Origin of the sequence: Enterobacter vonholyi (assembly GCF_040834095.1) — a bacterium.
Lineage (GTDB): Bacteria > Pseudomonadota > Gammaproteobacteria > Enterobacterales > Enterobacteriaceae > Enterobacter > Enterobacter vonholyi.
Genome location: NZ_CP162152.1, coordinates 1488997 through 1507943, shown reverse-complemented (window position 1 = coordinate 1507943; position 18947 = coordinate 1488997). Strand labels below are relative to the sequence as shown.

Genomic DNA, 18947 nt, shown 5'->3' with positions numbered 1-18947 from the left:
AAAAAATCCACTTAAGAAGGTAGGTGTTACATGTCCGAGCTTAATGAAAAGTTAGCCACAGCCTGGGAAGGTTTTGCGAAAGGTGACTGGCAGAATGAAGTAAACGTACGTGACTTCATTCAGAAAAACTATACCCCGTATGAAGGTGACGAATCCTTCCTGGCTGGCGCAACTGACGCGACCACCAAGCTGTGGGACAGCGTAATGGAAGGCGTTAAACTGGAAAACCGCACTCACGCGCCAGTTGATTTTGACACCTCCGTTGCTTCCACCATCACTTCTCACGATGCTGGCTACATCAACAAAGCCCTTGAGAAAATCGTTGGTCTGCAGACTGAAGCACCACTGAAACGCGCAATCATCCCGTTCGGTGGTATCAAAATGGTTGAAGGTTCCTGCAAAGCGTATAACCGCGAGCTGGATCCAATGCTGAAAAAAATCTTCACCGAATACCGCAAAACCCACAACCAGGGTGTATTCGATGTTTACACCAAAGACATTCTGAACTGCCGTAAATCTGGCGTTCTGACTGGTCTGCCAGATGCGTATGGCCGTGGCCGTATCATCGGTGACTACCGTCGCGTTGCGCTGTACGGTATCGACTTCCTGATGAAAGACAAGTACGCGCAGTTTGTTTCCCTGCAGTCTGACCTAGAAAATGGCGTAAACCTGGAAGCGACTATCCGTCTGCGTGAAGAAATCGCTGAACAGCACCGCGCGCTGGGTCAGATCAAAGAGATGGCGGCGAAATATGGCTGCGATATCTCTGGTCCTGCTACCAACGCTCAGGAAGCTATCCAGTGGACCTACTTCGGCTACCTGGCCGCAGTTAAGTCTCAGAACGGCGCAGCAATGTCCTTCGGTCGCGTATCCACCTTCCTGGATGCTTACATCGAACGTGACCTGAAAGCAGGCAAAATCACCGAGCAAGACGCTCAGGAAATGATTGACCACCTGGTCATGAAACTGCGTATGGTTCGCTTCCTGCGTACTCCTGAATATGATGAACTGTTCTCTGGTGACCCAATCTGGGCAACAGAATCTATCGGCGGTATGGGCGTTGACGGCCGTACTCTGGTTACCAAAAACAGCTTCCGCTTCCTGAACACCCTGTACACCATGGGTCCTTCTCCGGAGCCGAACATCACCGTTCTGTGGTCTGAAAAACTGCCTCTGAACTTCAAGAAATTCGCCGCTAAAGTGTCCATCGATACCTCTTCTCTGCAGTACGAGAACGATGACCTGATGCGTCCGGACTTCAACAACGACGATTACGCTATCGCTTGCTGCGTAAGCCCAATGGTTGTTGGTAAACAAATGCAGTTCTTCGGTGCGCGTGCAAACCTGGCGAAAACCATGCTGTACGCTATCAACGGCGGCGTTGATGAAAAACTGAAAATGCAGGTTGGTCCTAAATCTGAGCCGATCAAAGGCGACGTTCTGAACTTCGACGAAGTCATGGACCGCATGGATCACTTCATGGACTGGCTGGCTAAGCAGTACGTCACTGCACTGAACGTTATCCACTACATGCACGACAAGTACAGCTACGAAGCCTCTCTGATGGCGCTGCACGACCGTGACGTTATCCGCACCATGGCGTGTGGTATCGCTGGTCTGTCCGTTGCTGCTGACTCCCTGTCTGCAATCAAATATGCGAAAGTTAAACCAATTCGTGACGAAGACGGTCTGGCTATCGACTTCGAAATCGAAGGCGAATATCCTCAGTTTGGTAACAACGACTCTCGCGTTGATGACATGGCGGTTGACCTGGTAGAACGTTTCATGAAGAAAATTCAGAAACTGACTACCTACCGTAACGCTATCCCGACTCAGTCTGTTCTGACCATCACCTCTAACGTTGTGTATGGTAAGAAAACCGGTAACACCCCAGACGGTCGTCGTGCTGGCGCGCCATTCGGCCCAGGTGCTAACCCAATGCACGGTCGTGATCAGAAAGGTGCTGTTGCCTCTCTGACTTCCGTCGCTAAACTGCCGTTTGCTTACGCGAAAGATGGTATCTCTTACACCTTCTCTATCGTGCCAAACGCGCTGGGTAAAGACGACGAAGTGCGTAAAACCAACCTCGCGGGTCTGATGGATGGTTACTTCCACCACGAAGCGTCCATCGAAGGTGGTCAGCACCTGAACGTGAACGTAATGAACCGTGAAATGCTGCTCGACGCGATGGAACACCCTGAGAAATATCCTCAGCTGACCATCCGCGTATCTGGCTACGCAGTACGTTTTAACTCCCTGACTAAAGAACAGCAGCAGGACGTTATCACCCGTACTTTCACTCAGTCCATGTAAGTGGAATTGACTGAAATCACGCGTTAACAACGCGTACAATAAAGGCTCCACGTCAGTGGGGCCTTTTTAGCACCCTCTCCACCTCAGTCTCTTTTGTCCGCTATCTATACTTAATGGATAACAGCCAAAACAGACTTAACACAGCCGGCTTTGAGCTGTGCATACACAGGCCCGGGACGGGCCGATGATGGAGATATCACCGCAATGTCAACTATTGGTCGTATTCACTCCTTTGAATCCTGTGGCACCGTTGATGGCCCGGGCATCCGCTTTATCACCTTTTTCCAGGGCTGCCTGATGCGCTGCCTGTACTGCCATAACCGCGATACCTGGGACACGCACGGCGGCAAAGAAGTGACCGTTGAAGACTTGATGAAAGAGGTGGTGACTTACCGCCACTTTATGAACGCGTCCGGTGGCGGCGTCACCGCATCCGGCGGTGAAGCCATTCTTCAGGCTGAATTTGTCCGTGACTGGTTCCGCGCCTGCCACAAAGAAGGCATACATACCTGCCTGGATACCAATGGCTTTGTACGTCGCTACGATCCGGTGATTGATGAACTGCTTGAAGTGACCGATCTGGTGATGCTCGATCTCAAACAGATGAACGATGAGATCCACCAGAACCTCGTTGGTGTCTCAAACCACCGCACGCTGGAGTTTGCCAAATACATAGCCGACAAAGGCATCAAAACCTGGATCCGCTACGTGGTTGTTCCTGGCTGGTCAGACGACGACGACTCCGCGCACCGCCTGGGGGAATTCACCCGTGACATGGGCAACGTCGAGAAAATCGAGCTTCTGCCCTATCACGAGCTGGGTAAACATAAATGGGTGGCCATGGGCGAAGAGTACAAACTCGATGGCGTGAAGCCGCCGAAAAAAGAGACGATGGAACGCGTGAAAGGTATTCTCGAGCAGTATGGCCACAAGGTCATGTATTAAAGAAAAGGCCCGGTAAAACCGGGCCTTTTTTATATTCTATTTAAATACACCGTTAATAACGGACGTCACAATGGCTGTGCTCAGCGCAATTAAGACCAGGTCGTCCCCGACCACGCGCCATTCATAGCCTGGGTAGGAAGGAAGCTGGTCCAGCATAGAGGCTGGCACGGTTTTCTTCGCAATGCCCGGAGGAAGCGGCTTACCGCGCGCCAGGTTTTTCGCGATGCCCGGAGGCAGAGAGTCATAACCCGTTAAGCCATAATTCAGCGCCAGGTGACGCGCATGATCGAAGCTCACGCGAGCATCAACATCATTACCGACATCTTTGCTATTTTTGAAGCTCTTATTCGATTTTCCAGGGTTATCCTGTCCGCTATTTTGCTTATTTCCATGGTTGCCGGAGTTACCAGAATTCCCGTTACCATGATTACCGCCATTACCTTGCCCGCCACCGTTTCCGTGACCACCGCCATTCCCGTTTCCAGGATTAGCCATGACCGGAGCCGTTGCAAACGTTAAAGACAACACTACGGCAAGTGCGGTAGTGGAAAAACGACGAATAGACATGATTGCTGCCTTATAGTGGTAGGACTCACATGAATTATCGCCTGGCGCAATAAACAAACAATAAGTAAAACTCTTAGTTGTGACAGGGACAAAAAAGCCTGTCATCGACAGGCTTTAATTTAATCAGGCATGTGCCACAGGCGTTGGATGCTCACCTGCTTTACGCAGCAGCATTAAGAGATATATAAACGACACGCTGGCAATCATGATAAACAGTAAATTGTCGGAGTAATTCTGCATCAGCATCGCGGTAAACGTCGGCCCTAATAAGCTGCCGATGGTATAGCTCAGTAACAGCGCCTGGTTCATTGCCACCAGCTGGTGGTGCTCAACTTTCTCACAGGCCCAGGCCATTGCCACCGGATAGAGCGTAAAGCCGGCGGCCCCGAGAATAAACAGCGCAGGCGCCATTGCGGCGTTGCTGAGCATGGCAAGACATCCCATGATGACCACGAAAACCTGAACGCGCAGCACCAGCAGACGACCGAAGCGGTCCGCCAGTCGGCCAATCGGCCACTGCCCGACGATCCCGGCACTCACCATCACCGCCATCCAGAAGCCAATTCCGGAATCGCTGACGCCCTGATGATTCAGATAGAGCGGCATCAGACCATAGAGCGAGCCCAGTACAATCCCCGATATAATGCAGCCGTTAACGCCCAGACGCGCATGACGCAGTCTGAGCATTGGCCAGACGTGGGTTGCTTCCTGGTGTTCGCTGTTCTGGTTCACGATGCGCGTGAAGAGCAAAGGCAAGATCGCGACCAGCACCATACCCGTTACCCACGGCAGAACGCTCATGAGGTCGGTTGGCAGCTTGCTGACCATCAGTTGCCCAAGTACGGTGCCGACGTAATAAACCATCATATAGGCTGCCAGCAGGCGTCCACGATTACGGGAGGTGCCGCTGCACATCAGCGCACTTTCAACGACTACCCAAATCATCGCGCAGCCTACACCGGCGATAAAGCGCCATGCCATCCAGCTCCAGAAGCCGACCATCAGGCCCAGCCCCGCACACCCGGCAGCGAAAATCAGCGAAGCCAGATAATAGCTGCGGTTAAAGCCAAAGCGCTTAATCAGGCTCCCGGTCACCAGGGTTCCAAGAAGGTTGCCGGTAAAAAAGGACGAGCTGACCATACCCACCTGCCAGGTCGGTAAGTTTTCATGGGCAAGCCACAGCGGGACGAGCGTATTTAACACTGCGATCGCCAGGGTCAACAGAAGCAAGCCACAGAGCAACAGCAGCACTGGCCGGGTATAGGTGGTCATGGATTAAAAAGCCGTGAGGAAGTTCAGATTTCGTGCGCATCATGCCACTGGCAAAAACAAAGTCAATCCACTGATTTAGCCGCCTCGCACAATATGTTCCCTGTCGATTTAAAAAACTTATCCTGCTAATGCCACGCCTGCTATAGATATTAATTATGTCTCTGTTTTCATTTATTAATGGGCAAAATTAAAACAAAACGACAGTCGAAAAATTTCATGATCGAAAAAAGAAAAAGCCGGGCACTCAGGCCCGGCTTGATATAACCAAATACAACGTTAACTTGCGATAGCCATACCTACAGTCATATGCAACCCGTAGAACACGCCGCGACCAATCAGTTCACCCGCCAGTACCAGCACAAAAGCCAGTGACAGCAGCGGCAGCGCGGGCTGATAACCTTTGAGCTGAGGAGCAATCCAGAATACCAACGCGGCGACCAGCAGAACGATGCGCCAGGCCATCAGAGCACCGTAGTCCGGTACCAGGGCAGAAGCCTGCTGGATAGAGCTGTGAATGGTTGCCAGTTCTGCTCCCTGCATCAGGGCGACCATCGCACTCACCACCAGCGCCAGCAGCGAAACAGCGGGCAACAAACGCATTGCCCACCCGTCTACGCCCGCCACGCGCAGCAGCAGGTAGCCCAGCAGCGGTCCGCCGATAAACATCGTCAGGAAGAAGCTCATTGGCGTCCAGACGCTGTACCAGGTTGGAACGGTATCGATGGTGTTATAGACGCGCACCATCATCCACACGAACACCACGCCCAACACCATGGTCACGATTAGCCACAGGCTGCGCAGACCCGCAGGCAATTTTTTCATGGCGGCCAGCAGCCAGCCCAGCCCACCGACGACAAAGAAAATTGCTCCGCTGGCAATCTCGTTACTGAGGGATGAGGCACCCACGCGGTTCAGGGAGTTAAACGCGCGCATAGGCGAACCCAGGTGAAGCGTAGAGGCGATAAACCCAATCCCCATCAGCACCCACAGGCCAAACATGCTCAACACTAAACGCTGCTGCTGTTCAGCATTAAGGCGACCTTTCAACAGCGCCAGCGCGAGCACAATGAAACCACCCGCCACGCACTGACCAAAGACCGTGAAGATCATCAGCGGCCATTCATGCCATCCACTTCCCATCTCACACCTCCTTCGGATTTGCCAGGTAGCCGGTGGTATCACCTGTAGGACGGCTGTTGGCGTTAGGTTTAATCACAATACTCGGCTTCGTGAAGTGCGCAGACGGCAGCGGCGCCACGGCAGCGAGCTGACCGTGTTTTTGACGCAGCTCTTCAATCGGACCGAAGTCCAGCGCGCGCAGCGGGCAGGACTCGACGCAAATCGGCTTTTTGCCGTCCGCTACGCGGGTGTGGCAACCGTCGCATTTGGTCATATGACCTTTGGCGGCATTGTACTGCGGCGCGCCGTACGGACAGGCCATATGGCAGTAGCGACAGCCTATGCAGACATCTTCATCCACCACCACAAAGCCGTCTTCGCGCTTGTGCATCGCTCCGCTCGGACAAACCTTCGTGCAGGCAGGATCTTCACAGTGGTTACAGGCAATCGACAGGTAATACGCAAAGACGTTCTGATGCCAGACGCCGTTATCTTCCTGCCAGTCGCCCCCGGCGTATTCGTAGATGCGACGGAAGCTCACGTCCGGCGTCAGATCTTTGTAATCTTTGCAGGCCAGCTCGCAGGTTTTGCACCCGGTGCAACGGCTGGAATCAATAAAAAATCCATACTGAGTTGTCATCGGTTACTCCTTAAACCTTTTCAACCTGGACAAGGTTTGTGTGGGATGGGTTGCCTTTCGCCAGCGGCGACGGACGCTGCGTGGTCAGTACGTTAATACTGCCAGCCTGGTCGATGCGGTTTGCATCAGGGCTATACCAGGCACCTTCACCCAGCGCCACTACGCCTGGCATCATGCGCGGCGTCACTTTGGCTTCAATGTGAACCTCGCCGCGACCGTTGAAGATCCGCACGCGATCCCCATTGCTGATACCTCGCGCTTTGGCATCCATCGGGTTGATCCACATCTCCTGTCGGCAGGCGGCTTTCAGCACGTCGACGTTACCGTAGGTAGAGTGAACACGCGCTTTGTAGTGGAAGCCAGTCAGCTGCAGCGGGAATTTCGCCGTCAGCGGATCGTTGTAGTTTTCAAAGCCCGGCGTGTAGATCGGCAGTGGATCGATAACGTCCCCTTCCGGCAGTTCCCAGGTTGACGCAATTTTTGCCAACTCTTCGGAATAGATTTCGATTTTGCCCGACGCCGTGGTCAGCGGGTTCGCCTGCGGATCTTCACGGAACGCTTTGTACGCCACGTGGTGCCCTTCCGGATCGCGCTGTTTGTACATCCCCTGCTTGCGGAAGGTGTCAAAGTCCGGCAGGTCAGGAATGGCCTTACGGGAGAGTTCATGCAGATGGCGCATCCACCCTTCCTGAGTCCGCCCCTCGGTAAACTGCTGCTCAACGCCAAGACGTTTCGCCAGCTCGGAGGTCATCTCATAAATGGTTTTGCACTCAAAGCGCGGTTTAATCGCCTGGTCGGTAAAAATCACGTAGGACATGTTGCCGCAGGATGCATCCAGCGCGAAATCCATCTGCTCAGAGGCGGTGCAGTCCGGCAGCAGGATATCGGCATATTTCGCCGAAGAGGTCATGTGGCAGTCGATCACCACAATCATCTCGCACTTCTTGTCATCCTGCAGGATTTCATGGGTACGGTTGATTTCTGAATGCTGGTTGATGAGGCAGTTACCGGCATAGTTCCAGATCATCTTGATCGGCACGTCCAGCTTGTCCTTGCCGCGCACGCCGTCGCGCAGGGCGGTCATTTCCGGGCCGCGTTCAATCGCATCGGTCCACATAAACATGGAGATGCTGGTCTGAACCGGGTTATCCAGCGTCGGCATACGTTCGAACGGCACTTCATATGAACCTTCACGCGCGCCGGTGTTACCGCCGTGAATGCCGACGTTGCCGGTCAGAATGGAGAGCATGGAGATGGCACGGGTCGCGATTTCGCCGTTCGCATGACGCTGCGGACCCCAGCCCTGGCTGATATAGGCCGGTTTGGCTGAACCAATTTCACGCGCCAGCTGAACGATACGCTCAGCCGGGATGCCGGTGATGGTGGACGCCCACTCCGGCGTTTTCGCCACGCCGTCGCTGCCCTGTCCGAGAATATACGCCTTGTAGTGACCGTTTGCCGGCGCGCTGGCTGGCAGAGTTTTCTCGTCATAGCCGACGCAGTATTTATCCAGGAAAGGCTGATCGACAAGATTCTCTGTGATCATCACCCACGCCAGGGCGGAGACCAGCGCCGCGTCGGTCCCCGGACGAATGGGAATCCACTCGTCTTCACGTCCGGCGCCGGTGTCGGTGTAGCGTGGGTCGATGATGATCATGCGGGCATTGGATTTGGCGCGGGCCTGTTCGAGGTAGTAGGTTACCCCACCGCCGCTCATGCGGGTTTCACCCGGGTTATTGCCGAACAGCACCACCAGCTTACTATTTTCGATATCAGACGGGCTGTTTCCGTCCGCCCAGCCGCCATAGGTGTAGTTCAGGCCAGCAGCAATCTGCGCCGATGAGTAGTCACCATAGTGATTGAGATAACCGCCGCAGCAGTTCATCAGGCGCGCCACCAGCGTTTTACCCGGTGGCCAGGAACGGGTCAGCGTGCCGCCAAGCGTCCCGGTACCGTAGTTCAGGTAGATGGATTCGTTGCCGTACTCTTTAATCAAACGCTGCATGTTAGTGGCAATGATATCGTAGGCTTCATCCCAGCTAATCCGCTCGAACTTCCCTTCCCCACGCTTACCGACGCGCTTCATCGGGTATTTCAGGCGGTCAGGATTATAGACGCGACGACGCATGGAGCGACCGCGCAGGCAGGCACGGACCTGATGTAACCCTTCGTAGTTATCGTCCCCGGTATTGTCGGTTTCGACATATTTAATTTCACCATCCACCACATGCATACGCAGCGGACAACGGCTACCGCAGTTGACGGTACAGGCACTCCACACCACTTTTTCCGGGGAAGTGGCCGGAGACAGAGCATCAGCCGCCGACGCCAGTCGGGTAAAGGGGAGCGTGAAGGCACTGCTGGCTACGGCCAGGCCGCCTATGGCCGTGGTTTTCATCAAACCACGGCGAGTGACCTCGGCAGCCATTAATGCTTCAGGCGCGTTGATTTTCATAGAGACTCACTTTGGTTGCTCACAAAGAAAAGAGAGGCGGCGCAAACCGCTATGTAGTTTTATATATAACGAATATTTTCGTTATCAGCGTTTTATGCTGACTTTCATTCGGAGGAGTATTACTACTTTAGAGGGAGGGGGTATTGCGTCGTATCAATTCATAAGCATAAAAAAAGCGCCCTGAGGCGCTTTTTTGTTTTGAGACAAATATTAACCGATGTACTGCTGGCCTTTCATGTATGGACGCAGCACTTCAGGGATCTCGATACGACCGTCTGCCTGCTGATAGTTTTCCAGCACGGCAACCAGGGTACGACCCACAGCCAGACCAGAACCGTTCAGGGTATGTACCAGACGGGTTTTCTTGTCAGATTTGCTGCGGCAGCGTGCCTGCATGCGGCGCGCCTGGAAATCCCAGACGTTAGAGCAGGAGGAGATTTCACGGTAGGTGTTCTGCGCAGGCACCCACACTTCCAGATCGAAGGTTTTGCAGGCGCCAAAGCCCATATCACCGGTACACAGAGCCATACGACGGTACGGCAGACCCAGCAGCTCCAGCACCTTCTCCGCGTGGCCGGTCATCTCTTCCAGCGCGTCCATGGATTCTTCTGGACGAACGATCTGCACCATCTCAACTTTGTCGAACTGGTGCATACGGATCAGACCGCGCGTGTCGCGACCGTAAGAACCGGCTTCAGAACGGAAGCACGGTGAATGTGCCGTCAGTTTGATCGGCAGATCGTCTTCGTCGATGATCTCATCACGCACGAGGTTAGTCAGCGGCACTTCCGCGGTTGGGATCAGCGCGTAGTTGCTGCTGTCTGCTTCTTCGTCCAGCGGGCGGGTATGGAACAGGTCGCCGGCAAATTTCGGCAGCTGGCCCGTACCGTACAGCGTATCGTGGTTGACCAGATACGGCACGTAGGTTTCGCTGTAGCCATGCTGCTCTGTGTGCAGATCCAGCATGAACTGCGCCAGCGCGCGGTGCAGATGGGCAATCTGGCCTTTCATCACCACGAAGCGAGAACCTGTCAGCTTAACCGCTGCCGCAAAGTCCAGGCCCGCGTGCATTTCGCCCAGCGTCACGTGATCGCGTACTTCGAAGTCAAACTCACGAGGCGTACCCCAGCGCTTCACTTCAACGTTGTCGTTTTCATCTTTGCCGACAGGCACGCTGTCGTCAGGAATATTCGGGATAGCCAGGGCAATATCACGAATCTCGGCCTGAAGAACGTCCAGCTCAGCTTTCGCCTGATCCAGTTCTTCGCCCAGTTTGTTCACTTCCAGGCGTAATGGCTCAATATCTTCCCCGCGCGCTTTCGCCTGGCCGATGGATTTCGATCGAGAGTTACGCTCTGCCTGCAGATTTTCAGTTTGTACCTGCAGTACTTTACGACGCTCTTCAAGAGCGCGTAGCTTATCTACATCCAGCTTAAAGCCCCGGCGTGCCAGTTTTTCAGCGACTGCGTCTGGCTCATTACGCAGCAGATTGGGATCGAGCATGCTTATCCTGTGCTTATCGAATTAAAATAGGAAAATGTGACCACAGCCTGCGGCCACAAGGATACTACGCCAACATTACCGCAACGATTGAACTAACGGTAGCGTTTTATAGGGCTATTTTGATCCTGTCCGGCGAGCCAGGTGAGCTTTTCACCAATCTTGCCTTCAAGACCTCTGTTTGTGGGGCGATAATAGCGCGTTTGTGCCATCTCCTGCGGGAAATATTCCTCCCCTGCGGCGTAGGCATTGGGTTCATCATGAGCGTAGCGGTACTCCTGCCCATACCCCATCTCTTTCATCAGTTTGGTCGGTGCATTACGCAAATGAACCGGAACATCGTAGTCCGGACGTTCACGCGCATCCGACATCGCCGCTTTAAACGCGGTATAAACCGCGTTGCTTTTCGGCGCGCAGGCCAGATAAACAATCGCCTGCGCGATGGCACGTTCGCCCTCCGCTGGTCCAACGCGGGTGAAGCAGTCCCAGGCCGACAGCGCAACCTGCATAGCGCGAGGATCGGCATTGCCAACATCTTCAGACGCAATCGCCAGACAGCGGCGCGCGACATATAGCGGATCGCCGCCCGCAGTGATAATGCGCGCGTACCAGTAAAGCGCCGCATCCGGCGCGCTGCCGCGTACCGACTTATGCAGCGCCGAGATCAGGTCGTAAAAACGGTCGCCTTTATTGTCGAAACGGGCGCTGCGTTCCCCGGCAATTTCGGTGAGCAATTCCGGTTTAAGCACCCGCTTCCCGGCATCGTCGACTTCGGCCATATCGGCCATCATTTCCAGCGTATTCAGCGCCCGACGCGCATCGCCGTTGACCAGCTCCGCGATCGCACGACGCGTGTCGTCGGGCAGAACGATATCCTGCCCGCCGTAGCCGCGCGCTTTGTCGTCCATCGCCTGGGTGAGAACCTTTTCAATATCCTCGGTAGTCAGCGATTTGAGCAGATAAACGCGCGCGCGGGAGAGTAGCGCCGAGTTCAGTTCAAACGACGGATTCTCGGTGGTCGCGCCGATGAAGAAGATCGTGCCGTCTTCAATATGCGGCAGGAAGGCATCCTGCTGGCTTTTGTTGAAGCGGTGGACTTCGTCCACGAAGAGGATGGTGCGCCGCCCGGCATTGCGGTTCTGCCGCGCACGCTCGATCGCCTCACGGATCTCCTTCACGCCGGAGGTCACCGCCGAGATGCGTTCAACGTCCGCGTTGGCATAGCGGGCGATCACTTCTGCAAGCGTGGTCTTGCCGGTGCCAGGGGGCCCCCAGAGAATCATGGAGTGAAGATGCCCGGCCTCAATGGCGCGTGGCAATGGCTTACCGGCAGCCAGCAGGTGCTGCTGGCCGATGTACTGCGCTAAATTTTCTGGCCGCATACGGGCGGCCAGAGGTTGAAACGCGTTATCTGAAAAATCGAGCGACAGATTGCCCACTCACGCCTCTTACTTATTGCGTTGGTCGTCCACCGTCACGCCCTTCGGCGGGGTAAAGGTGAATTTCGATGCATCAACGGCACCGTTCTGCTGAGATTTAAGCTGGTAGCTGCTGCGCTGATCGTCCTGCTCAACCGCGCCGAACTGATTAATGGTACCGTTGGTGCTCACGTTAATGGTGAACTGCTTCAGGTTGCCGTTGCTGCCTTTCGGCGTCAGGACAAACTCGTCACCCGTCTGTTTAATATTGTACTGCTGCCAGTCGCTGGCCTGGTTACGGGCAATCAGCATAAACGGCGTATTGCTGGTGGCATCTTTCAGCCAGGTCACAGTAGCCTGCTCAACGAACGGGTTGTAGAACCATAAGGTTTTACCGTCAGACACCAGGATGCTCTCATCCGGCTGGGTCATGTGCCAGTTGAACAGATTTGGGCGTTTTACCCACAAATCTCCCTGGCCTTCCTGCACCGCGTTGCCGCTGCCGTCCGTCACTTTTTGCGTGAAGCTGGCGTGGAAGCTGCTTACTTTATCCAGTCGGCTTTTAAGGTCGCTGGCTGCATCAGCCCAGACGCTGCTGGCAACAAAACTGGTGAGTAATGCACAGGCGATGGCGATTTTTTTCATTGTTATTCCTTAAAATACGTCTTCCCGATATGGGATTTCCGTCTTCTATTCTGGACCTGCCCGAAGGCAGGCGACAGAAGAAAATGCTTAATTTTGGCTGATTTACCCTTCTTTGCATACGCTGAAGGTTAATCAAACGGCGGCGGCGCCAGCACCTCGCGGTTACCGTTATGCCCCTGCTCGCTCACAATGCCCTGCGCTTCCATCTGCTCGATGATACGCGCTGCGCGGTTATAGCCGATGCGGAATTGACGCTGCACGCCTGAGATGGACGCTTTGCGTTTTTCGGTAACGAAGTTAACCGCCTGATCGAATAGCGGATCCAGCTCTTCACCACCGTCGAAGCCACCGCCGCCGCCTTCGCTTTCCGTATCGCTGGTAATGCCGTCAATATATTGTGGACGACCGCGCGCTTTCCAGTCCTGCACGACAGCGTGAACTTCCTCGTCGCGGACAAACGCACCGTGAACACGCACCGGAGAAGTGGAGTTCGGGCCGGAATAGAGCATGTCCCCCATTCCCAGCAGCGACTCTGCGCCGCCCTGATCAAGAATGGTACGGGAATCAATTTTACTTGATACGGTAAAGGCGATACGCGTCGGAATGTTCGCTTTGATAAGACCAGTGATAACGTCCACGGAAGGACGCTGGGTCGCCAGCACAAGGTGAATACCAGCCGCACGCGCTTTCTGCGCCAGACGGGCAATCAACTCTTCCACTTTCTTACCAACGGTCATCATCAGGTCAGCGAATTCATCGACCAGCACGACGATATAAGGCAGTTTTTCCAGCACCGGATGCTGGGCATCCATGCTGTCACCCGGCTTCCAGTAAGGATCCGGGATCGGACGTCCCATACGCACAGCCTGGGCGATTTTCTCGTTATAACCGGCCAGATTACGTACGCCCAACGCCGACATCAGCTTATAGCGACGCTCCATCTCATTGACGCTCCAGCGCAGGGCGTTGGCGGCGTCTTTCATGTCGGTGACCACTTCGGTCAGAAGATGAGGAATACCTTCATAGACCGACAGTTCGAGCATTTTCGGGTCGATCATGATGAAACGCACATCTTCCGGCTGCGCTTTATAGAGCATGCTGAGGATCATGGCGTTCACACCGACAGACTTACCGGAACCGGTAGTACCCGCGACCAGCAGGTGAGGCATTTTTGCGAGGTCTGCCACCACCGGATCGCCAGCGATATCTTTACCCAGCACCACGGTCAGCGGGGATGGGTTATCGCGGAATTTGGTGTTATCCAGCACTTCACGCAGGTAGACGGTCTGACGTTTCTTGTTCGGCAGCTCAAGACCAACGTAAGGTTTGCCCGGTATCACTTCCACCACACGTACCGCAACGGTCGACAAGGAACGCGCCAGGTCGCGGGACAGGTTAGAAATACGCGCGGCTTTAACGCCTGGCGCCAGGTTCAGTTCAAAACGGGTGATAACAGGGCCCGGCGAGTAGTTCACCACGTCAGCCTTGATACGGAAGTCGGCCAGACGGGCTTCCACCAGACGCGCCATCTGCTCCAGCGCGAAGGTATCGACGGGTTCCACTTCCGACGGCGGCGGCGTTAACAGATCCAGAGAAGGCAGCGGCGTGCTTGGACGCTGCAGCGGACGGCTGTCACCGTTACGCATCAGCAGCGGGTGAATCAGGCTCTCTTGCTGCTGAGGCGCAGGCTGCTGGAACTGCGGCGGCTGCGGTTGCTGAACTGGTTGTTGCGGTTGCGCATATGGCTGCTGAACGGGCTGCTGCGGCTGCGCATACGGCTGATGAACAGGTTGTTGCGGCTGTGCATAGGCCTGTGGTGCTGGCTGCTGGCGCACAGGCTCAACTTCCGGCATCACGCTCGGGGTAAATAAAGGCTCGCTCGGGCCATCATCCACCAGATCCTTCATCGGCGAGAATTCAAAATCAGACAGTGAGAACGGATTTGCACCAGCCGGTTGTTCACCGGAATAACGCTGCTGCTGGGTGGCGGCGAACTGGCGCGCTAATTCCGCTTCTGCAGCGTCATCTTCGTCTTCAGGCACAGGTTCATCGTGCTGATATTCTTCACCGTAGCGTTGATTCTGCTGCGCGGCGAACTGGCGGGCCAGCTCGTCCTGCTGCATCTCATCGGCGTCATCCTCGTACTCAGGCTCGCGCGCTTTCTCTTCCGCCATGCGCTGGGAAGGCAGCTTGATACCATAAGAGGCAAGTTCACGACGGGTTGGTACGCGAACGCGGTTAGGACGAGGCAGTTGCGGACCAATCCCCTCCTTCACCTGAGGACGTGGCGCGCCCCCTGTTGCCAGGCTAAAGACAGGTGCAGCCACGGCAGCGGCCTCGGTAGCCTGCTTCACGCTTTCCGCTACGGGTGCAACTACAGGTGTCGAGTCGACCGGTGGAACTGGGACAGAAGGCGCTTTCGTCACCGGCTCCTGCACCGGTTCAGGCACAGGCTGATACCAGGCGGCCAGCTGTTCGCGTTCACGCGCGCGGCGCTCTTCGACTTCTTCAAAATAGTACAGCGGTGGACGGGCTGGCTTCACCTCTTCCACGATTTCAGGTTCAGGCTGCGGCGCTACATGAGGCTGCACAGGTTCAACCGGTTCAGGCACATACTCCTGATACGGTTGGGCCACAGGCTGTTCAAAGTGAGGGTAATCTTGCGGTTCATACGCAGGCTGCGGCGGCTGATATGGCTGCTGCCACTGCTCCTGCTGCACAGGGACATAGCTCTCTGGTTCAGGCGCGATAACGGGCTCCGGCGTGTGAACACCGGGAGCAGTCTGCCAGTCAACCTGAGGTTGCTGAATAACGGATTCCGGCGGCGAAACCGGCGCGGATGGCATCACGGCGTCGACAGGCGCGGCATACGCCTGCGCTGCGGTTGTCGCGGCTGCGGCTGCCGCAACCGGTTCAGTGACCGAATGACCGTTTAACAGCGGGTCGTATTCGTCAAAGTCCCCGGGTGTGGCCCGGCTGCCAGAGAAGAGCACATCGTCAGGATCGACTGCGACACCCGCAGCGCGATACGCCACCTGCTCGTCTTCATCCATGCGTTTACCGGAGAAGAGCGCCGCATCGGTTTTACGACCTAGCGGGTTGGCAAATTTCTCAGCAACACGCTGACGACGCGCCAGCGCGCCGCGCAGAATACGCGCACGACGAGATTCGCGACGCTGCACAGGCGCGTCATCTTCCTCTTCATCTTCGTACTCGTCTTCATCAACCCACGTATCGTCACGGCGGGTACGGTTGCTGGCGAAGGTCAGAATGGTGAGGATAAAACTACCAATTTTCTCGGCAATGCTCACCCATGACCAGCCAGTAAACAGCGTTAGCCCGGCCGCCCAAATGCACAGCAGCGCCAGCGTGCCGCCGCTGCTGTGCAGCATCGGCTGTAGCGCAGAACTGAGTAAGCTGCCGATTACACCACCAGAGGCGAAGTACCAGATATCATCCGCATTGATTGCCGCCAGCCCGCACGAAGTAAGGATCAGCGCCAGCGCGCCAATCAGGCGCAGCGACACGGCGAAATAGTCGATGTAATCATCGTTCTGACGATGACGCCACGCAAACCAGCAGCCGCCAATGATAATAACGGGGAGGGTGTAGGCCATCACACCGAAAATGAAAAACAGCGTATCCGCCAGCCAGGCACCAGGGACACCGCCTAAATTATGGATAGGCTCATGCCATGCAGTTTGTGACCAGCTGGGATCTGAAGGATTGAAACTGAATAAGGCTGCCATCAGCCAGACGGCAAAAAGGGCAATAACAATCAGCAAAGCCTCGAGGAGACGACGTCCGCTGCTTAGCTTCGATAGTGTGACTTCTTTGTCTTCAGTGTATTCCTGGCTCAAAAAAGGCTCTCCAGGTATCAGGCATATCCTGCCTTTTTGCTAAAACGGACAACAGCGCCGGGACTCCCCGGCACTGTTGCTGTATGGATTAACAGGAGTGTAATCAAACTAAGCTGATTTTGCACCTGTTCCGTGTTAGCGCGTCTTAATAACCAGACGATTGCTCTGTTTGACCTCTTCCATCACCACATATGTACGGGTGTCGTTCACGCCTGGCAGACGCAGCAGGGTTTCCCCCAGCAGCTTACGGTAGGCGGACATATCAGGCACTCGGGTTTTCAACAGGTAGTCGAAATCACCGGACACCAGATGACACTCTTGAATTTCTTCAAGTTTTTGTACAGCGGCGTTGAATTGTTCAAACACATCCGGCGCACCACGATTCAGAGTAATCTCAACAAATACCAGAAGTGAGGCATCCAGATAATGCGGGTTCAACAGAGCAGTGTAGCCCTGAATGAAACCCTGTCTTTCCAGTCGGCGCACACGCTCAAGGCACGGCGTCGGGGAAAGTCCCACACGTTTTGAAAGCTCGACGTTGGAAATACGCCCATCCTTTTGCAATTCATTAAGAATGTTACGATCGATACGGTCGAGATCTTTGCCAGGGCGCTTCTTGCTATCTACCATTATTATTGTCTCTCTGTATTCCTTCCCTACTCCTGCCTGGACCCTGTGCACATCACTGTTCAGAGCCTGTACCCGTTAGTCATCACATCGCCTGATTATGTAATAGACGCGATGCGGATTCGGGTTCTGTTGGTAAGAAGACCGTTGCCCAAAGGCTGTCACCGACATCACGTATGGCGTCTGTCCACGCCATGCGTAGATTTCACTGACCCGGTAAAAATGGCATTTACGTGCATGCCTATGCGGCATACGGTTAACGCGGTTTTTTTTCTTCCTTGAATGTTTTCGCAAAAGCGCAGGGGATTGTCAAAGCAAAACATCGTTTTTTAGTACAACATGCCGGATATTCATTACGGCAGGGTATTAATCCTCATTTTATTGCCTTAGAAACGACCGCTTTTATCGAGAAAGCGTGAGGTTATCGCGCGCTATTCATCGTCCATGGCTATTACACAGATTGATATCAAAATTGCTGCGCTCTTTTTTTACGGCAACAAATTCCCTACAATCCAGCCAAATGTCTGCCAACAACAATGGGGATCTCATGGGCACGGCCAAACACAGTAAGCTGCTAATCCTTGGTTCTGGACCTGCGGGATATACCGCAGCGGTCTATGCTGCACGCGCTAACCTGCACCCGGTACTCATTACCGGTATGGAAAAAGGCGGTCAGCTGACCACCACCACCGAAGTGGAAAACTGGCCAGGGGACCCGAACGACCTGACCGGGCCGCTGCTGATGGAACGTATGCACGAGCATGCCGCTAAATTCGAAACCGAAATTCTGTTCGACCACATCAACAAGGTCGATCTGCAGAACCGTCCGTTCCGCCTGACGGGCGACAGCGGCGAATACACCTGCGACGCGCTGATCATCGCCACGGGTGCTTCTGCCCGTTACCTCGGTCTGCCATCCGAAGAAGCGTTCAAAGGCCGCGGCGTCTCTGCCTGCGCAACCTGCGACGGTTTCTTCTACCGTAATCAGAAAGTCGCGGTCATCGGCGGCGGCAACACCGCAGTGGAAGAAGCGCTCTATCTGGCAAACATTGCCTCTGAGGTGCACCTGATCCACCGTCGCGAAACCTTCCGCGCGGAGAAGATCCTGATCAAACGTCTGATGGATAAAGTAGCAAGTGGCAACATCGTGCTGCATACCAACCGTACCCTGGAAGAGGTGACGGGAGACCAGATGGGCGTTGCCGGTCTGCGTATCCGTGATACCCAGAACACTGATAACGTTGAAACGCTGGAAGTGGCGGGCCTGTTTGTGGCGATCGGTCACAGTCCGAACACCGCGATCTTCGACGGTCAGCTGGAGCTGGAAAACGGCTACATCAAAGTGCAGTCCGGCATTCACGGTAATGCGACCCAGACCAGCATCCCGGGTGTGTTCGCGGCCGGCGACGTGATGGACCATATTTATCGTCAGGCGATTACTTCTGCGGGCACCGGCTGTATGGCCGCGCTGGACGCTGAACGCTACCTCGATGGACTGGCTGAACAAGGTAAATAATCTTTACAAGTCAGTAACAAACGTAAATAAAGGCGGCGATAAGTCGCCTTTATTGTCTCCCCGTTGTAAC

General features: G+C 54.8%; 13 protein-coding genes. 3 read left to right on the top strand and 10 right to left on the bottom strand.

Annotated features, from left to right (window positions below; translation table 11 throughout):
• The first annotated feature begins 30 nt into the window (after window positions 1-30).
• Together pflB and pflA are read left to right on the top strand one after the other, a co-directional pair.
• Window positions 31-2313, top strand: a complete 2283-nt coding sequence (pflB, locus tag AB3N39_RS07075) for a formate C-acetyltransferase (protein ID WP_023310992.1) — start codon at window positions 31-33, stop codon at window positions 2311-2313.
• A 204-nt stretch (window positions 2314-2517) separates the two neighbouring features.
• Window positions 2518-3258 (top strand): pyruvate formate lyase 1-activating protein, encoded by a 741-nt coding sequence (pflA, locus tag AB3N39_RS07070; protein ID WP_045630022.1) that lies wholly within the window; start codon window positions 2518-2520, stop codon window positions 3256-3258.
• A gap of 36 nt (window positions 3259-3294) precedes the next feature.
• Here the strand turns inward: pflA and AB3N39_RS07065 are convergent, their stop codons facing one another.
• The 10 genes from AB3N39_RS07065 to lrp all read right to left on the bottom strand — a co-directional run bounded on the left by AB3N39_RS07065 (window position 3295) and on the right by lrp (window position 17364).
• Entirely contained in the window at window positions 3295-3825 is a 531-nt protein-coding gene (locus tag AB3N39_RS07065; protein WP_111963925.1) for an anti-virulence regulator CigR family protein, read from the bottom strand.
• A gap of 123 nt (window positions 3826-3948) precedes the next feature.
• Window positions 3949-5097: an MFS transporter gene (locus tag AB3N39_RS07060; protein ID WP_133294094.1), complete on the bottom strand. Its 1149-nt coding sequence runs from the start codon at window positions 5095-5097 to the stop codon at window positions 3949-3951.
• Between the two features lie 276 nt (window positions 5098-5373).
• Entirely contained in the window at window positions 5374-6237 is an 864-nt protein-coding gene (locus tag AB3N39_RS07055; RefSeq protein WP_133294093.1) for a dimethyl sulfoxide reductase anchor subunit family protein, read from the bottom strand.
• 1 nt (window position 6238) lies between these two features.
• Window positions 6239-6856, bottom strand: coding sequence for a DMSO/selenate family reductase complex B subunit (locus AB3N39_RS07050; protein WP_021240882.1), 618 nt, complete (start codon window positions 6854-6856; stop codon window positions 6239-6241).
• A gap of 10 nt (window positions 6857-6866) precedes the next feature.
• Window positions 6867-9311: a dimethylsulfoxide reductase subunit A gene (gene dmsA / locus AB3N39_RS07045; protein ID WP_133294092.1), complete on the bottom strand. Its 2445-nt coding sequence runs from the start codon at window positions 9309-9311 to the stop codon at window positions 6867-6869.
• Window positions 9312-9521: 210 nt separating this feature from the next.
• Complete coding sequence (serS, locus tag AB3N39_RS07040) at window positions 9522-10814, bottom strand: serine--tRNA ligase (protein WP_008499983.1); 1293 nt, start codon at window positions 10812-10814, stop codon at window positions 9522-9524.
• Between the two features lie 92 nt (window positions 10815-10906).
• Window positions 10907-12250 carry a replication-associated recombination protein RarA gene (gene rarA, locus AB3N39_RS07035; protein WP_111963921.1) on the bottom strand — a complete coding sequence of 448 codons (1344 nt, stop codon included), beginning with the start codon at window positions 12248-12250 and terminating at the stop codon, window positions 10907-10909.
• A 9-nt stretch (window positions 12251-12259) separates the two neighbouring features.
• Complete coding sequence (gene lolA, locus AB3N39_RS07030) at window positions 12260-12874, bottom strand: outer membrane lipoprotein chaperone LolA (protein ID WP_367897172.1); 615 nt, start codon at window positions 12872-12874, stop codon at window positions 12260-12262.
• A 128-nt stretch (window positions 12875-13002) separates the two neighbouring features.
• A complete protein-coding gene (gene ftsK, locus AB3N39_RS07025; RefSeq protein ID WP_133294090.1) occupies window positions 13003-16734 on the bottom strand; it encodes a DNA translocase FtsK in 3732 nt (1243 codons plus the stop codon).
• Window positions 16735-16869: 135 nt separating this feature from the next.
• Window positions 16870-17364: a leucine-responsive transcriptional regulator Lrp gene (gene lrp / locus AB3N39_RS07020; RefSeq protein ID WP_000228469.1), complete on the bottom strand. Its 495-nt coding sequence runs from the start codon at window positions 17362-17364 to the stop codon at window positions 16870-16872.
• A gap of 544 nt (window positions 17365-17908) precedes the next feature.
• Between lrp and trxB the strand changes: the two genes are divergently transcribed.
• Window positions 17909-18877: a thioredoxin-disulfide reductase gene (gene trxB / locus AB3N39_RS07015; protein ID WP_032638969.1), complete on the top strand. Its 969-nt coding sequence runs from the start codon at window positions 17909-17911 to the stop codon at window positions 18875-18877.
• Window positions 18878-18947 lie beyond the last annotated feature (70 nt).

What these genes read in the sequence shown, in the direction of transcription:
- pflA (WP_045630022.1), top strand. Translation starts at nt 2,518, where the DNA reads ATGTCAACTATTGGTCGTATTCACTCCTTTGAATCCTGTGGCACCGTT.
- serS (WP_008499983.1), bottom strand. Translation starts at nt 10,814, where the DNA reads ATGCTCGATCCCAATCTGCTGCGTAATGAGCCAGACGCAGTCGCTGAA.
- pflB (WP_023310992.1), top strand. Translation starts at nt 31, where the DNA reads ATGTCCGAGCTTAATGAAAAGTTAGCCACAGCCTGGGAAGGTTTTGCG.
- dmsA (WP_133294092.1), bottom strand. Translation starts at nt 9,311, where the DNA reads ATGAAAATCAACGCGCCTGAAGCATTAATGGCTGCCGAGGTCACTCGC.
- AB3N39_RS07065 (WP_111963925.1), bottom strand. Translation starts at nt 3,825, where the DNA reads ATGTCTATTCGTCGTTTTTCCACTACCGCACTTGCCGTAGTGTTGTCT.
- trxB (WP_032638969.1), top strand. Translation starts at nt 17,909, where the DNA reads ATGGGCACGGCCAAACACAGTAAGCTGCTAATCCTTGGTTCTGGACCT.
- AB3N39_RS07055 (WP_133294093.1), bottom strand. Translation starts at nt 6,237, where the DNA reads ATGGGAAGTGGATGGCATGAATGGCCGCTGATGATCTTCACGGTCTTT.
- AB3N39_RS07060 (WP_133294094.1), bottom strand. Translation starts at nt 5,097, where the DNA reads ATGACCACCTATACCCGGCCAGTGCTGCTGTTGCTCTGTGGCTTGCTT.
- lrp (WP_000228469.1), bottom strand. Translation starts at nt 17,364, where the DNA reads ATGGTAGATAGCAAGAAGCGCCCTGGCAAAGATCTCGACCGTATCGAT.
- lolA (WP_367897172.1), bottom strand. Translation starts at nt 12,874, where the DNA reads ATGAAAAAAATCGCCATCGCCTGTGCATTACTCACCAGTTTTGTTGCC.
- AB3N39_RS07050 (WP_021240882.1), bottom strand. Translation starts at nt 6,856, where the DNA reads ATGACAACTCAGTATGGATTTTTTATTGATTCCAGCCGTTGCACCGGG.